This is a genomic window from Clostridium sp. AF34-10BH (genome assembly GCF_003478095.1).
GTDB classification, from domain to species: Bacteria; Bacillota; Clostridia; order Lachnospirales; family Lachnospiraceae; genus Acetatifactor; species Acetatifactor acetigignens.
Genome location: NZ_QUEC01000049.1, coordinates 1 through 13,497 on the forward strand (window position 1 = coordinate 1; position 13,497 = coordinate 13,497).

Sequence of the window (13,497 nt, forward strand, 5' to 3'; positions counted from 1 at the left end):
TTTCTGCATTCCTTATATCATTCAAAAAATTTATCATAATTACCCTCACAAATATCGATTGAGATTTCACCTGTTTTAGGGAATTTAATAACTGTTATATTTTGTTATTAAATTCTCTGCAAACCCTTGAAAACACTGGATTTATCGCAGGTGAGCTTTCCCTTATTGTTTCCCTTGTGTTATATCGTCCCGTCAGCGTTTACGAACTCTGATAAGGGCAAATACAAGGGCAAGAAAAATCTATAAAACAGTATAACACAAAATAAAAGTGACATGGTGAACTGATTGAAATGCTTCTGATTTTTGTAACAAATGACTGATTGAATGATAAGGAGATTCTATACGATGAGAACAATATTTGCAGAATACAATCCACACAGAAACAGCATTGATATTTATACTTCTGCTGGTTATATGCTCCGCATTGACTGTTGGGAAGCCGAAAAGGATTTAAAAACCACACCCGGATCAGACTGTGCATTGAACGCACTTGCCATTGATAAACCGCTTGAATATGCAAAATTATATCTTGATGAAACAATGCAGATATGGGTAGATGCAGAAGATTCATTAGAACTATGGTGATTTTTTCAACAGCACTAAGGTTACTTTTTCCCAATCTCATTTATTGAGAATCGTCTTTTTACCGTGCATATATATTCAATATCTTTTTATCTATTATAATGAAATCAAGGGCTGGTCTAATGCCAGCCCTACAAAAATGAAAATTCACATAGAAAATAAATTTACAATTTTTCCGATATAAACCTGTTATCAACAAATACAAACATAATTTATATTATCGTATCTATTGATATGATATGTATTTCAAAGAGTTACCAGAAGTTTTTGAAAACTTTTCCCTTGTGATATTATCTAAAGCTCCTAATTTTATACTTTTCCCATGATGGAGCAGCTTATTTGACCGTATCTTTAATAGCTGTATTTTTGTAATTAGATGTAACACCACCGGATTTTCATCCGTTGAATCATCCGCATATTTAAGACAATAAGAAAGACCGGTGCCATTACCTCCTGTCCACAACATATTATCTGTTGTGAATATCTGATATACCTTCGGTGTTTCTGCCGTATAAAATGTCTTTTCCCCAGATGCAGGCGTTTTCATATTATTGCCTTTTTGTTGGCGGTACATTGAAGATACCGTATTTAGACCAGAACCAATGTGCATACTTCTGTTCCTCCAATCATTTTATCTGAATTGTAAATGTACTGCTTCTCTGACTGTTTTCAGTGTCCTTGAAATAGTGTCAAAAAGAGGTGCTATGCCTGGCTTAACTACCGTATGTTTTGCACGGTCTTTTACATCATGCACTCCAAATCCGTAACACATATTTCTGCCCTCTGCGGAAAAATTCACGGTATCTCTGTCTTTATGTACATTTGAACTGCTTTTTTCTGCATTTATGTGTTCCCGCATTTCAGAATTTATTTTATATCCATCATACTGAAACGCCTTACTCTGCCTACTGTAAACTTCCAACGACATATCCGTGTCCTCCTCAGATTTTCGTATCTAATGTAGATAATAAATCTACATTATCGTATTCCGCTTGAGTATATGCTCTTACCACTGAACTACTGTTTTCTGACATTTCACTAATATACTCATCTCTATCTTTGCGTTTCTCACGCAATTCTTCCAAATATTCTTCATCTCTTTTTCGTTTCTCACGCATTTTCTCTAAGTATTCTTCTTGCTCACGTTTTTTGTCCCGTCTACTTTTTGCTGCTTTTTGTTGATTTTGTGTACTCAATACATCTGAACTTTTATTTGACGAATTAGCTGTTCTCATACCACCACATGAAGATTGCCGATTTCCATTAGCATCATATGTAACTGTCCTGCCTCCCAACTCTACACCGTCACGCTTTGCAAAAGAATATACTTGTGAATTTGCTGCAACCTCTCCGGATAAATTCCATTCTATTTCTTTTGCGAATTCCGGATCATTAGCCATTTTTTTCAAACAGTCATAAGAAAGATTTACGACCACTTTATTGGAATTGCAAGGCACAACACCGCCGTTGGTATTAAAACTTATTTGCGGAAACTTTTTACATAATTTTTCATAATATTCTTCCACACTATTAGAATTGTGTTTTGTGTCACATAATTGTTATATGAATTGCTTATACCTGTCATTGACATATCCGTGTCCTCCTTTGAAATCCTTTTCTGTCCGTTATTCTCACTCAACCTTTTTCCCAAACTTATAATTACTTGGATATTCCAAATTATAAATATCCTCTCCATACGGAATATCCAAAGTATGATTTTCACTTAAAATATATTCCTTATCGCCAATCTTAAAAATGTCTCCGGCTTCATATTCATCAAGTAAAATGCCACCAGAAGTCAAATTCTTGTATCTTGCATCATATCGTTCCTTAGACTGAATTGGGCTTGTTGTTTTAGTGGCAGAATAAAATTGAGTTGCTTCCCTATCTCCCATCTTTACAGTGAAAAAGCCGTTTTTTATCCCTGCATTTTCCATATAGCCTCTTATTTCTTCATCTGAATAAGACAACTGAACATATACAGGGTCTTTTGTCATCATGTAATTCCAAAAGCTCGCATACCTTTCCAACACCGGATCATAAGGTTCACCACGCATAATCTCGGAAACAATAGAGCCTATCCCCTTATTATCTGTGTATAAACAATGCTCCTGTCCGTCACCGGAAACATATTTAAAATACTTATTCTTCCCAAAGTCAATGATATTATCTTCTGCCTTAATTTCATTCAGACAAGCTCCACTGATTTTAGGTATCTGCTCCGCTGTAAAAAATGTTCCTCCGCATTCGTATATATCTCCCTGTTTTCGCACCTTAGAAATATCATTATTCATAGCAGCTAATACGCTACCCGGAATCATTTTTCTTCTTTGTCCCGCTGAAATTGTATATGTACCTGCATCATATGTTGTACTTCTGACAAACAAATCCTTTTTCCCGCTTTGACCAACATTTTGCTTATTAAGCAAGATATTCGTCAGGCTCTGTCTTCTGTTTAAGGATTGTAGTGAATTACTAAAACCAGAAAATCTAATATTCATAGAACCACCTTGTCTTCCTTTACCTGAAATCCTTTTTTCTATATCTTTTGACAACAATCCATTCTACATATTCATTAACTCACTCAATTTCTGTAATAATGAAGATTGCCCAAACGATAAATGCTGTAATTTTACTGTACCTTTTGTATTCCACCATCGTCATATCTTTAGCAGACACAGAACCTATTTTTGAATTGCCCACTATACTTCCACTAGCTTCGCTCTTTTCTCTTACACTATCCGCAAACCTTGTATCTTCCTTCTCCTGATCTTTAGCCGCATTTTTCTGCTGGTACTGATTGTAAGCCCGTGTCATATAGTTCACATTAATTGTATTACTCATAGTAACCTCCTTTGCTTTCTTTATCGGATAAAATAACCTGTTCTCCTAGTCCCATATCATCAAACGACCATATTACGCACACAAAGACCATATTTTTACAAGATGACCACTGCCTTAGTAGAAGCTCTGTATCTCAAACTCTTTGAAATACAATGCTTCCCTGCATTTTCTATATCGGCATGTTGATATTATTACTTTACTATCCTGCACACTCTCTGAGAGTGACTGTATCTATCAAAAAAGAAGCCAGCAGTTTATTCACGCACTGCTGACTTCTTATAATACTACTCATTTTATTTACTTCGCTGCGTCTCAGACAATTTTTTTATTTTTAAACATAACCTCTGTTTTCCCGCCATCCCTTTACATACCACCTGATTCCAACATATACCAGTTGCACGAATAATAAGAGAAATAGCAGATTGATTGGCAATACTTCCTTTATCCAATCCCCAAAGTAGATAGCTATTGCCATACTTACAAGTATCACCATTATGGTAATCATATCCCAACAGTATTTCTTATATAGCCCTGCAATCTTTATTTCGATGAATGCCAAAAGTATTCCCACACCCACCAGACATCCACCGCAAATCAATATTCTTATCAGCCAGTTTATAATTCCAGCAACGACAGGATTGGATATTCCATCACTAATCTGTGCCACGTTCTTTCCTGCCAGTACAACCCAGCCAGCAATGGTCTGTGTGAAAGTTGCGATTGTATCAAAGAATACCACGCAATCAGAAATAAATATTTTTGACCGTATCATCTGAAAAAGAGTAGTTGATACGGAATACCATATCAGCAGAAACATCAATGCTTCATACATGGCTGTTTTTGTTTTATATCTGCCTGCCAGTTTTTCCCTCTGCATATCATACTTTTCCTTAGCTTTCAGATAAGCTGTCTGTTTACAATTCCCGCACTTTTGATAGAGTACCGGCTTTTCAACCGGTATCTCTACTTTTTTCTGATGGGAGAGTGCATAATCCCGTTCCTGTTCTGCCTGTCTCTGCTTATCTCGACATTCCTCTATCATGGCTTGGACGGTGTGTGTTTTCTCTTTCTCGCTCTGCAACAATTCTTTTGTTTTCCTCAAGTCGTTCTTTAAGGCTTGAATGTTCTCTGTTTTGTTCTCGCTGTTTAACTTCTCGTTCAAGGTCAGCGATTCGTCGAGCTGCACTTTCAGTTCCCTGATAGTCCGGTCTTTCTGGTCGAGTTCTTCCTGCATCTGCTCTGTCAGCAGAAGCAACTCTTCCAGTTGATCGTCGCTCTTTGAGTTTCTTAATTCGTTCATCAATCAACCTTCCTTTCTCTAATTGCTGTTCAAGTTCAGTAATTCGCTGTTCTGTTTCTGCAATAGCCGGTTCTCGCTGTTTAATTTCTGTGCCAATTCCTGCCATTGCTGATTTTCGTCTGTGAGTTTCTGTATCTGGTCTGTCTTTTCTTCCAGAAGCATCAACAGTTCTTCTGTATCCGGTAAGATTTGTAGCAGCTCTGACAATTCTTTCTCTAATTGCTGCAATCGTTCTTCCTGCTCCTGAAAGCACATCAGCTTCTCGTCCTTTTCCTGTATCTCCTGAAGCATCTCTGCCATGATATTCTGCTGTTCCTCTATCTGTGTAATCATTGCTTCCATCATGGGAATTACTTCTTTGCTTTCTTCTAATGTCATTCAACCACTCCCTCCACATCGACAATGCACCGGATACCTTACCAAAGGTTGCAATTACCTTTTGCAGCAGTGCATTTTGTTTTTTTATCATCTGGTTTTCCTCGACCTTCCATGAACCTTTCCTTATCTGCCCGGTGAGATATTTTTCCTCAATCTTCCTTGCATCTGCACCCTCATGAATCGTAGGGACTTTCAATTTGCCCTGTCTTTCATAAGAGCGGTGGTCAATCAGATTGTCTATGGATAAATGCCGGTTACACATCTTTGCCCATTCGCTTCGCCATAACTCACAATTCTTTGGATTGTTCCAGCCGGTAGCGTCAGTCAGAACCCTTTTCCATTGTTTTCTGTTTCTTGCCCCGACTTTCTGTACTCCGTTTTCATCAAGTACCGGAATACGGATTCCATGACGGTCTGGATTTTTCTTATCCTGCCACCAGTCCGGGTGGGATTCATCAACCACGATATTTCCGTCAGTATCTCTGACAAAATCCCAGTCCTTGACTTCCTTGCTGCCCCATGAGTGGTCTGGATTGAATGGTCGCATGGTTACAAGTAAATGCACATGTGGGTTCCCGTCGCCCTTATCGTGTATGCTCCAGTCGGCACACATTCCCTCGTCCACGAAAGTCTTTTGAATATATTCGGTTGTATAATCAATCTGTTCCTGTCTGCTCCATTCTTTCGGCAGGGAAAATTCAAATGAGCGTCCAAGCTGTGCATCTGCATTTTTTTCTATCTTCAATACCTCATTCCATAGACGCTGTTTCTGAAATGTGATTTTAAACTTTTCCAGTGCGGCATCTTTATCATCCGCTCTTTTATAACGGATAGACTGTTGAAACCTTTTTATATTTTCTTCCGGTACATGCAGCCATTCAGGAGGTGCATTTTCGCACATCATCAGACTGGTGTAGACGACTTCCTTTTTGGAAGTATAGTAACTGATTCTGCCTGTTTCCTCATTCTTCATCACATCTCCATTAAGATATGCCGATGCGGATATGACAGATTTTCCTTTACTGCGCCCGACAATCTTTACTGTAAAGTGAAATATCGCCATGATACGATTCCCCCTTTCTGCCGTATCCGGCATTGATTTCCGACAGCATCTTCTTCTGGTTTGGCAGAAGTGAAGCTGTCGGAACGCCCTCTGCGCAAGAGTGCCCCCTGCGGCATGAGCAGGTCTGGCTGAAAGCCCCGCCGACGGAACGAGCCCGGCAAGCGTAAGCGCAGACCGGTTGCCACTTGTGGCAAACTTATAAGGACGACCTCTGGTTGTCCATAAGTGCGCCCTTCATTCAAAGGCAATGAAGGGAATGGAAAAACCACTCCCTCCGCCATTACACTTCCTCCATATCTGTAAGTGGCTCTTTCTGCATCGCCTTTGAGAAAAACTTTCCGTTTGTTTCCTGCCTTTTTAAGAAGCCTATCAACTTTGGTAAATCTTCCTCCTCAATCGGACAGCCAAGAACCGATTCCACCGCACCGCCAATCTGACAGAGCCTGTGGGTTCGTTTTTTACTTTCCTCGGCTTTCTTTCTCTTTTCCAGTTCCTTTCGCTGTGCAATGAGCTTTTTGGTAGCTTCGATGCTTTCCTGTTCCTTTTTCTCTAATGCACGTATTCTTTCTTCATAAGTCTTTGTTGATTTCGCCATATCGTCTTCATCCTTTCTCTTATAATCAAATCTTGCTCTGCTAAGATTTGGCACACGATTCTGGTCAGCTCTGTTGACATAATTCCAATCAGAATCGTGGTGCATCCTTGCGGAGCATTATCTTGTCGATGTTTTTCCGACAAGATAAACATTAGTTCCCGGTTGCATATCAGGAGAAGCACATGGTATAATCCTCTTGCGTGTAGGTATATCATGGCTTCGGTCTGATAGAACCTTTGGCGGTTTCGTAGGAAGCCGCCTTTTTAAGTTGCCACATTTCTTGTGACAGTTTTTACATTTCCTTTATCCCTCAGATCTCGCCCCTCGTTGGCTTCCATGAACTTTTCCAGAATGTCAGTTTTAATAAGGACTTTTCTTCCGACTTTTAATACCGGAAGTTTCTTCCATTCAACCAGCTTTCTCAAAGTGTTTCTGCCAATTCCTGTATAGTCGGCTGCTTCCTCGATGGATAATGCAATCTTTCTTTCCGTCATCTTGTCACCTCCTTATGAATTGCATTATGCAATTTCTGTTGTGCTGTTAGTATAGCGGTTTTATATTGTGTTGTCAAGCGTTATGAAATTTTAAAAATAATTATTATATTGCATATTGCAATTATGTGAGGTACATGCTATAATTCATACATACCGAAAAAGGAGGCAATCAGCATGAAAGATAAAGAACTACGCAAGCTGATAGGCAGCAGGGCAAAACAGCGTCGTCTGGAATTAAATCTGACACAGCCTTATGTTGCAGAGAAGATGGGAGTTACCGCTTCCACAATCCTGCGTTATGAGAATGGTTCGATTGACAATACCAAAAAGATGGTGCTGGAAGGTCTTTCGGAAGCACTTCATGTATCTATTGAATGGCTCAGAGGGGAAACCGATGAATACGAAACCGATATTACGGATAAGAAAGAATTACAGATTCGTGATGCAATGGGCGATATTCTCAAACAGTTACCTCTCGACCTTAGTAAAAAGGAAGATGCTTTTTCCAAAGATTTACTGCTGTTGATGTTAAAGCAATATAACCTGTTTCTGGAATCATTCCAGTTTGCCTGCAAGAATTACAAGGGCAACACGAATGAAGCTGATATTGCAAAAGTAATGGGGTTTGAATCGAATGATGAATATAACGAGATTATGTTTCTCCGGGAGATCACCCACACTGTTAATGCCTTTAACGACATGGCAGATATCGTAAGGCTTTATTCCAAGAAACCGGAAATGGCAGAACAAAGGCTTGAAAATCTTTTATCAGAAGTTTTGTATGAGGATTCCGATTCGGTATAGAACGACAACCGGAGTTATGATATACTTACACGCAAGAAGCATTTCATCAGTTCCGATTGTCTGATATCGAAAGGAGACACACGATTATGGCAAAAGGATCTGTAAGAAAAAAAGGAAAGAAATGGTACTACCGCTTCTATGTAGAAGATGCAAGCGGCAATCTGGTTCAGAAAGAATACGCTGGAACAGAAAGTAAAAGTGAAACGGAAAAACTGCTCCGTCAGGCAATGGATGATTACGAAAGCAAGAAATTTGTCGCAAAGACAGATAATCTTACTGTAGGAGAACTTCTTGATATGTGGGCGGAAGAAGAACTGAAAGTCGGAACACTCAGCAATGGTACAGTGGAAAATTATCTTGGTGCAATCCGTTGTATCAAGAAACATCCGATTGCAGAACGCAAATTAAAAACCGTTACTGCTGAACATTTACAGGCATTTCTCGATCTGCTTACATTCGGTGGGGAATTTCCAGATGGAAAAGTGAGAAAAGGATACAGTAAAGATTACATCCATTCCTTTTCAGCAGTATTACAACAGGCTTTCCGGTTTGCAGTATTTCCAAAACAGTTGATTACTTTTAATCCTATGCAGTATATTAAGCTGAAAAAACAGGCAGAGGATGTGGATTTATTCTCAGATGATGAGGTAGAAGAAGGCATACAGCCTATTTCCCATGAAGATTATGAGAGACTGATAGAATACCTCAAAGTAAAGAATCCACCTGCAATCCTGCCAATCCAGATCGCATACTATGCGGGACTTCGTATCGGTGAAGTTTGCGGATTGACATGGCAGGACATCAATCTTGAAGAACAATGCCTGACCATTAAAAGAAGTATCCGCTATGATGGCACAAAACATAAAAACATCATCGGACCGACCAAGCGAAAGAAAGTAAGGATTGTTGATTTTGGCGATACTCTGACTGAAATACTGAAAACCGCCAGAAAAAAACAGCTTAAAAGCCGGATGCAGTATGGTGAACTTTACCACCGCAATTTCTACAAGGAAGCACAGGACAAAAACAGAGTGTATTATGAATATTATCATCTGGACGGAACCGAAGAAATCCCGGTAGATTACAAGGAAATCTCCTTTGTCTGCCTGAGACCGGACGGATGTCTGGAACTGCCAAGCACACTCAGCATTGCCTGCCGATCAGTTGCAAAAAGGCTGGACGGATTTGAGAATTTCCATTTCCACCAGTTGCGACACACCTACACAAGCAACCTCCTCTCAAACGGAGCTGCCCCAAAAGATGTGCAGGAACTGTTAGGGCACTCTGATGTCAGTACCACAATGAATGTCTACGCCCACTCTACAAGAAAGGCAAAGCGGAACTCCGCCAGACTTCTTGATAAAGTGGCAGGCAACGACTAAATAAAAAATTCCCTTATTTCCCTTGCTGATTCCGCATAAGGTCAAAAATAAGGGAAAATACATATCATTTCACTATTTAAGGGGCTGGAAAGCCCGTAAAATAAGGAAAGTTCAAGAAATCTCTCCACAAATTCCGATTTGTTGATTTCTGTGATACCTTCTAATTAGAAAAAATCAAACCGAAGCTGTCTGTCAATCCAGTTCTTCTGCTCCGCTTCATGTATAACATCTCCCGACATACTTTCACCGATCAGAAACGGAGACTTGGGATTATGTTTTTTCCTGTTTTCTTTCACTAAGTTTACATCTGCATTGGCATAACAATATTTGCATAAATGTCCACATGTATCATATGCGCCTATGTCCACGCCAAGCACGCAGGCGCAGGCACCGTTCCTTTGATTGATCTTTCTCTTCGGAATCTCTAATCTGTTATGAAGTGCCTTTTCAAAAGTAGCCACCGTCATACATCCGGAGCAATCCGCACCATACGCGGCCAGATCATTACCCTCAGCACAAGGTCTTACCGTCATTCCGTATTTTGCAGCAATCTCTATCAATGCCTTACCGATTGTAATTCTATCCCGACGGCTTACCGCTTTCGCTTCCGGGAAATTCCGTTCCACTTTTTTATAAATATCTATAAAGCTGATTACACAGGTTTCGGTATACCCATGCAGTACCGCCGCCATTTTTTCAAACTCAGATATATGCCATTCTACCGTATGCGTGGCATCTACCAGGATTGGATCATATCGCCAACCGATGCTGTCCACGCCTACGATATCCGATAATATTTTAAAGTGATCCATTACCGTTCCCGTATCCGGAACATTTGGCTCAATGTCTCGTCCATATGGCGTGATCGTGACAAACCAGTACTGCCCATACGGTGTTAATTGCTCCATAAAAGGAAGCATTGGCGCCGGATTCTTCGTGCAAAATGCAATCAGATCCACAACCTCAGGCGAGAGACTGTACTTTGTTACCTGTGTAGGATTATAGGGATTCCTCACTAACACAAAGCCTTCCTGTATTCTGTTCATCAGCCATTCCGAATAAAATGCCGGAATATCTGTTCTCATCCCTGTCTGAATAATCATTGCCACATCACCAAAAGTCCTACCGGCAAAGCAATCACCGCCTGGCTGAACATTCCTATCACTGCATATTTAATATGATGCCAATAATCATGGTAAGCATCCACCAAATCCTCAGTTCCCGGAATTATCATCTTCTTACTATGGCAAAACCACAGACAATCCACTACCAACGCATCAAACCAGATCTCAGCTACCCACATAATATATCCGTGAAACCATCCTTCAAAGAACGTGCGTGCACCGCCGATATAGTACGCCAATACCGTCTGCAAAAATATGTATCCGATAAAAAGTCCCAGTTTTCCTATCGTTGCTTTCTTTGTAAGTTTCGCGGAGCTTTCCTGAATCAATCCAAGCTCTCTGCATCGGTCCTGTATCGCCTTTGGGTATTCCTGTATCATGCCAAGCTTCCCCTTCTTTGCCATAATGATGCCGCTAATTGTAAAAATGACGACATTAAAAATAACGATTTCTAATAAGTAATTCATTTTGCCCCCTTATGGCACGATTAACTTAACAACTTCCTATATTCTCCAATTCTTCCAGCGCTTCCATATTTTTCTGCAGATCATCCCTTGCCGTTGCATAATATGATTTTTGAAAAAGCATATCCCACGACAAATAATCTGCCATACAATCAAACTGCTTTCTGATCAGTTCATACTGTATATTATCTACGGGAGAACCTCCTACAACGATCAGTCCTGTCTTTTTCCCTTTCAACTGCATTCCGCGGCAATAACATTTATCTATAACCTGCTTTAACTGGGCAGACATTCCCCACCAATATACCGGTGTGGCAAATACTATCATATCTGCCGATACGATCTGATCGATTGTGGCATTTGTGTCATCCTTATCTACACAGCCTTTATAGCATTGACAAGCACCACATCCTTTGCACGGAGCTATATGTAACTGATCCGGTTGAATGATTTCTATATCATTCCCTGCAGCTGCTCCCTTCTGAAACGCATCAATCGCCGTTAAAACATTTCCTTTTCTGGCACTGCCATTGATTATTACAATTTTCATAAATAACACCTCCCGTATAGTATCTTTTATTTAGGCCCAGAAATTTAACGCTTTAGATCCGGGTTTCATTATTATTTTGGGATTCCATTATTATTTCACTAGTTTACACTATTTTTCATTATCTGTTAATCTCATATACAAATGGAATTTTTATTGCTTACAAACAGACATTATCTTGCATATAAAATCTGTAAATCTCCGTCAACAAATCCAATGCCTATTGCTTGATATTCTTTTAATTTTCCAGCATATTTTCCAGAAGAAAGGTATTCATTCACTAAACTAATAAAAAAAGTTTCCACTAATTCCCAATCACTTTCACACTCTATCACGAAAGGTTGATCTCTTGTAGTAAAGACTTCATCACAAGTCCAATCATCATTATCCTTATCGAATGAAAATGTGCCGACCAATTCAACAGACCATTTATTATCTGTATCTTCATATAAATTAAAGTTAATTGCTTTTATTTCACTATTCAATTCATTCTTCAAAATCAAATCTAACCATTCAAAGAAATCTTTGGTTTTATTCAGTTTTAACCTATCAAGTAATCCCATAACTTCACCCTCCACAAATACCGATTTATTTATCCCATCTTATCATATGACAAATGAGGAACAAACAGATCTCTATTTCTATTTAAGCAACATCAGTTTCAAAGAATAGCTTTCATGATTTCTTCTTCATTGTCTCTGGTAAATTTGCTTAATTCATAGGATCGGATCCTCTGGTTGACCAGTATGGGAACTACAAAACCATTTTTCACCAAAACAGCTAATCTGTTAATAATTGTTTTGTTCGTGACGGACAGTTTCCTGCTGACTTCAATCGGTGTAAATTCCCCTTTATAATCCATGATCAAAAGTCTCAAAAGTTCCTTTTCCTTTCCTTTCAGGAACGATAAACTTGCAGCAACATCTTCCTCATTGGAAGCCATCTGCAGATCACAAACCTTTCCAGAGTATAGCTTTACCATCCTCAGAAAATAGTTGATCCAGATTTCCGGATGGGGCGGATTATCTCTTCCGGAATAATATAATGCAGGAAGTCCCATCTGGATGGATTCATAATATTCATCGATATCATAGGCAAAATATTCTTCCAACGATCCGATTCCGTTAAATCCGTATCCGTTTAAATCCATAATGTAGCCGGAAAGTAATCTTGCGGTTCTGCCATTGCCGTCTTCAAAAGGATGTATAGTTACTAATTGGTAATGTACCACTGCAGCTACGATTAGTGGATGATCGTCGGTCGTATTTACATACGTTACCAATTCGTCCAGCAGATTCGGAATATCACAATATTCCGGGGGAATATAATCCGGTCTTCCTGTCTTAGAGTCATATACGGCAAATAACACTCCCGGTGGCATAGGTCCTCTAAATCCGATTTTTTCCTTGGATGCCCCTTTTTCTACCAATTTCTGTACGTCCAAAATAAGTTTTTTAGAGAATGTCTCTTTTTTAGTTATCTTTTTTTCCAGAAAATTCAATGCAAGAAAGTAATTTCGGACTTCCTGCTCCGGTTTCAAATAATGCTTTCTTTCATCATTCTCAATCACCTCATCGACCTGTTTTTCCGATAAAGGATTGCCTTCTATCTTATTTGAAGCATAAGTACTTTTTTTCTTTGAGTTCTTACGCAGCTTATTCATAACGGTTTGGGACAGCTTGATGGAAGATACTTTATATCGGTTTTGCTCGATTTCCGTAATATACTTTAATATTTCGTTCGTTAAAGTTACCTTAATCATGAAAAAAGCCCTCCTTTTCAATATTATTATATTCAAAAGGAAAGCTTTTTTCCATTATTATTTCACTATTTTTACACTATTTTTCACTATCTGTAAATCTCATATACAAACTGTTAAGGAAACAATCGGAGTTGGTGTAAACGAAAAAGCAGCCTTGA

18 protein-coding genes are annotated in these 13,497 nt (G+C 39.2%); 3 read left to right on the plus strand and 15 right to left on the minus strand.

Going from position 1 to position 13,497, the window contains the following annotated elements; all coding sequences use genetic code 11:
• Nucleotides 1–345: 345 nt before the first annotated feature.
• Nucleotides 346–585 carry a DUF6061 family protein gene (locus DWZ61_RS18670; protein WP_008115692.1) on the plus strand — a complete coding sequence of 80 codons (240 nt, stop codon included), beginning with the start codon at nucleotides 346–348 and terminating at the stop codon, nucleotides 583–585.
• 223 nt (nucleotides 586–808) lie between these two features.
• On the opposite strand, the gene DWZ61_RS20495 is transcribed toward DWZ61_RS18670, so the two are convergent.
• From DWZ61_RS20495 to DWZ61_RS18725, 10 genes are all read right to left on the minus strand, one after another.
• The gene (locus DWZ61_RS20495; RefSeq protein WP_230328618.1) at nucleotides 809–1,192 is read right to left on the minus strand and encodes a hypothetical protein; all 384 of its coding nucleotides are present in this window, start codon (nucleotides 1,190–1,192) and stop codon (nucleotides 809–811) included.
• Nucleotides 1,193–1,213: 21 nt separating this feature from the next.
• Entirely contained in the window at nucleotides 1,214–1,510 is a 297-nt protein-coding gene (locus tag DWZ61_RS18680) for a hypothetical protein (RefSeq protein WP_022154349.1), read from the minus strand.
• 13 nt (nucleotides 1,511–1,523) lie between these two features.
• The gene (locus DWZ61_RS19880) at nucleotides 1,524–2,108 is read right to left on the minus strand and encodes a DUF6033 family protein (protein ID WP_022154350.1); all 585 of its coding nucleotides are present in this window, start codon (nucleotides 2,106–2,108) and stop codon (nucleotides 1,524–1,526) included.
• A gap of 105 nt (nucleotides 2,109–2,213) precedes the next feature.
• Nucleotides 2,214–3,137 (minus strand): hypothetical protein, encoded by a 924-nt coding sequence (locus DWZ61_RS18690; RefSeq protein ID WP_147354739.1) that lies wholly within the window; start codon nucleotides 3,135–3,137, stop codon nucleotides 2,214–2,216.
• A gap of 25 nt (nucleotides 3,138–3,162) precedes the next feature.
• Entirely contained in the window at nucleotides 3,163–3,426 is a 264-nt protein-coding gene (locus DWZ61_RS18695; RefSeq protein WP_118540039.1) for a hypothetical protein, read from the minus strand.
• Between the two features lie 331 nt (nucleotides 3,427–3,757).
• Nucleotides 3,758–4,468, minus strand: coding sequence for a DUF6040 family protein (locus DWZ61_RS18700; protein ID WP_014080632.1), 711 nt, complete (start codon nucleotides 4,466–4,468; stop codon nucleotides 3,758–3,760).
• Nucleotides 4,446–6,167, minus strand: a complete 1,722-nt coding sequence (locus DWZ61_RS18705) for a MobA/MobL family protein (RefSeq protein ID WP_008115703.1) — start codon at nucleotides 6,165–6,167, stop codon at nucleotides 4,446–4,448. The genes DWZ61_RS18700 and DWZ61_RS18705 overlap by 23 nt, the downstream gene beginning before the upstream one ends.
• Nucleotides 6,143–6,448, minus strand: coding sequence for a hypothetical protein (locus tag DWZ61_RS18710; protein WP_005345966.1), 306 nt, complete (start codon nucleotides 6,446–6,448; stop codon nucleotides 6,143–6,145). Before DWZ61_RS18710 ends, DWZ61_RS18705 begins: the two co-directional genes overlap by 25 nt.
• Nucleotides 6,448–6,762, minus strand: coding sequence for a hypothetical protein (locus tag DWZ61_RS18715; protein ID WP_014080633.1), 315 nt, complete (start codon nucleotides 6,760–6,762; stop codon nucleotides 6,448–6,450). Before DWZ61_RS18715 ends, DWZ61_RS18710 begins: the two co-directional genes overlap by 1 nt.
• A 263-nt stretch (nucleotides 6,763–7,025) precedes the next feature.
• Complete coding sequence (locus tag DWZ61_RS18725) at nucleotides 7,026–7,256, minus strand: helix-turn-helix domain-containing protein (RefSeq protein ID WP_008115699.1); 231 nt, start codon at nucleotides 7,254–7,256, stop codon at nucleotides 7,026–7,028.
• A 174-nt stretch (nucleotides 7,257–7,430) separates the two neighbouring features.
• Here DWZ61_RS18725 and DWZ61_RS18730 point away from each other — a divergent pair, with 174 nt between their 5' ends.
• Complete coding sequence (locus tag DWZ61_RS18730; RefSeq protein WP_003505395.1) at nucleotides 7,431–8,060, plus strand: helix-turn-helix transcriptional regulator; 630 nt, start codon at nucleotides 7,431–7,433, stop codon at nucleotides 8,058–8,060.
• Nucleotides 8,061–8,146: 86 nt separating this feature from the next.
• Complete coding sequence (locus DWZ61_RS18735) at nucleotides 8,147–9,442, plus strand: tyrosine-type recombinase/integrase (RefSeq protein ID WP_014080634.1); 1,296 nt, start codon at nucleotides 8,147–8,149, stop codon at nucleotides 9,440–9,442.
• Between the two features lie 164 nt (nucleotides 9,443–9,606).
• On the opposite strand, the gene DWZ61_RS18740 is transcribed toward DWZ61_RS18735, so the two are convergent.
• From DWZ61_RS18740 to DWZ61_RS18760, 5 genes are all read right to left on the minus strand, one after another.
• Nucleotides 9,607–10,545, minus strand: coding sequence for a DUF1848 domain-containing protein (locus DWZ61_RS18740; protein WP_117467523.1), 939 nt, complete (start codon nucleotides 10,543–10,545; stop codon nucleotides 9,607–9,609).
• Nucleotides 10,542–11,033, minus strand: coding sequence for a hypothetical protein (locus tag DWZ61_RS20320; RefSeq protein WP_242993752.1), 492 nt, complete (start codon nucleotides 11,031–11,033; stop codon nucleotides 10,542–10,544). The genes DWZ61_RS18740 and DWZ61_RS20320 overlap by 4 nt, the downstream gene beginning before the upstream one ends.
• Before the next feature lie 25 nt (nucleotides 11,034–11,058).
• Nucleotides 11,059–11,580, minus strand: a complete 522-nt coding sequence (locus DWZ61_RS18750; RefSeq protein ID WP_117467517.1) for a flavodoxin family protein — start codon at nucleotides 11,578–11,580, stop codon at nucleotides 11,059–11,061.
• Nucleotides 11,581–11,750: 170 nt separating this feature from the next.
• Nucleotides 11,751–12,140, minus strand: a complete 390-nt coding sequence (locus DWZ61_RS20325) for a hypothetical protein (protein WP_118540040.1) — start codon at nucleotides 12,138–12,140, stop codon at nucleotides 11,751–11,753.
• 98 nt (nucleotides 12,141–12,238) lie between these two features.
• Nucleotides 12,239–13,339, minus strand: coding sequence for a Fic family protein (locus DWZ61_RS18760; protein ID WP_118540041.1), 1,101 nt, complete (start codon nucleotides 13,337–13,339; stop codon nucleotides 12,239–12,241).
• Nucleotides 13,340–13,497 lie beyond the last annotated feature (158 nt).

Bases quoted from the DNA above. Each gene is read 5' to 3' on its own strand.
- DWZ61_RS18670 (WP_008115692.1), top strand. From the start codon at position 346: ATGAGAACAATATTTGCAGAATACAATCCACACAGAAACAGCATTGAT.
- DWZ61_RS20495 (WP_230328618.1), bottom strand. From the start codon at position 1,192: ATGCACATTGGTTCTGGTCTAAATACGGTATCTTCAATGTACCGCCAA.
- DWZ61_RS18680 (WP_022154349.1), bottom strand. From the start codon at position 1,510: ATGTCGTTGGAAGTTTACAGTAGGCAGAGTAAGGCGTTTCAGTATGAT.
- DWZ61_RS18695 (WP_118540039.1), bottom strand. From the start codon at position 3,426: ATGAGTAATACAATTAATGTGAACTATATGACACGGGCTTACAATCAG.
- DWZ61_RS18700 (WP_014080632.1), bottom strand. From the start codon at position 4,468: ATGATAGAGGAATGTCGAGATAAGCAGAGACAGGCAGAACAGGAACGG.
- DWZ61_RS18705 (WP_008115703.1), bottom strand. From the start codon at position 6,167: ATGGCGATATTTCACTTTACAGTAAAGATTGTCGGGCGCAGTAAAGGA.
- DWZ61_RS18710 (WP_005345966.1), bottom strand. From the start codon at position 6,448: ATGGCGGAGGGAGTGGTTTTTCCATTCCCTTCATTGCCTTTGAATGAA.
- DWZ61_RS18715 (WP_014080633.1), bottom strand. From the start codon at position 6,762: ATGGCGAAATCAACAAAGACTTATGAAGAAAGAATACGTGCATTAGAG.
- DWZ61_RS18725 (WP_008115699.1), bottom strand. From the start codon at position 7,256: ATGACGGAAAGAAAGATTGCATTATCCATCGAGGAAGCAGCCGACTAT.
- DWZ61_RS18730 (WP_003505395.1), top strand. From the start codon at position 7,431: ATGAAAGATAAAGAACTACGCAAGCTGATAGGCAGCAGGGCAAAACAG.
- DWZ61_RS18735 (WP_014080634.1), top strand. From the start codon at position 8,147: ATGGCAAAAGGATCTGTAAGAAAAAAAGGAAAGAAATGGTACTACCGC.
- DWZ61_RS18740 (WP_117467523.1), bottom strand. From the start codon at position 10,545: ATGATTATTCAGACAGGGATGAGAACAGATATTCCGGCATTTTATTCG.
- DWZ61_RS20320 (WP_242993752.1), bottom strand. From the start codon at position 11,033: ATGAATTACTTATTAGAAATCGTTATTTTTAATGTCGTCATTTTTACA.
- DWZ61_RS18750 (WP_117467517.1), bottom strand. From the start codon at position 11,580: ATGAAAATTGTAATAATCAATGGCAGTGCCAGAAAAGGAAATGTTTTA.
- DWZ61_RS20325 (WP_118540040.1), bottom strand. From the start codon at position 12,140: ATGGGATTACTTGATAGGTTAAAACTGAATAAAACCAAAGATTTCTTT.
- DWZ61_RS18760 (WP_118540041.1), bottom strand. From the start codon at position 13,339: ATGATTAAGGTAACTTTAACGAACGAAATATTAAAGTATATTACGGAA.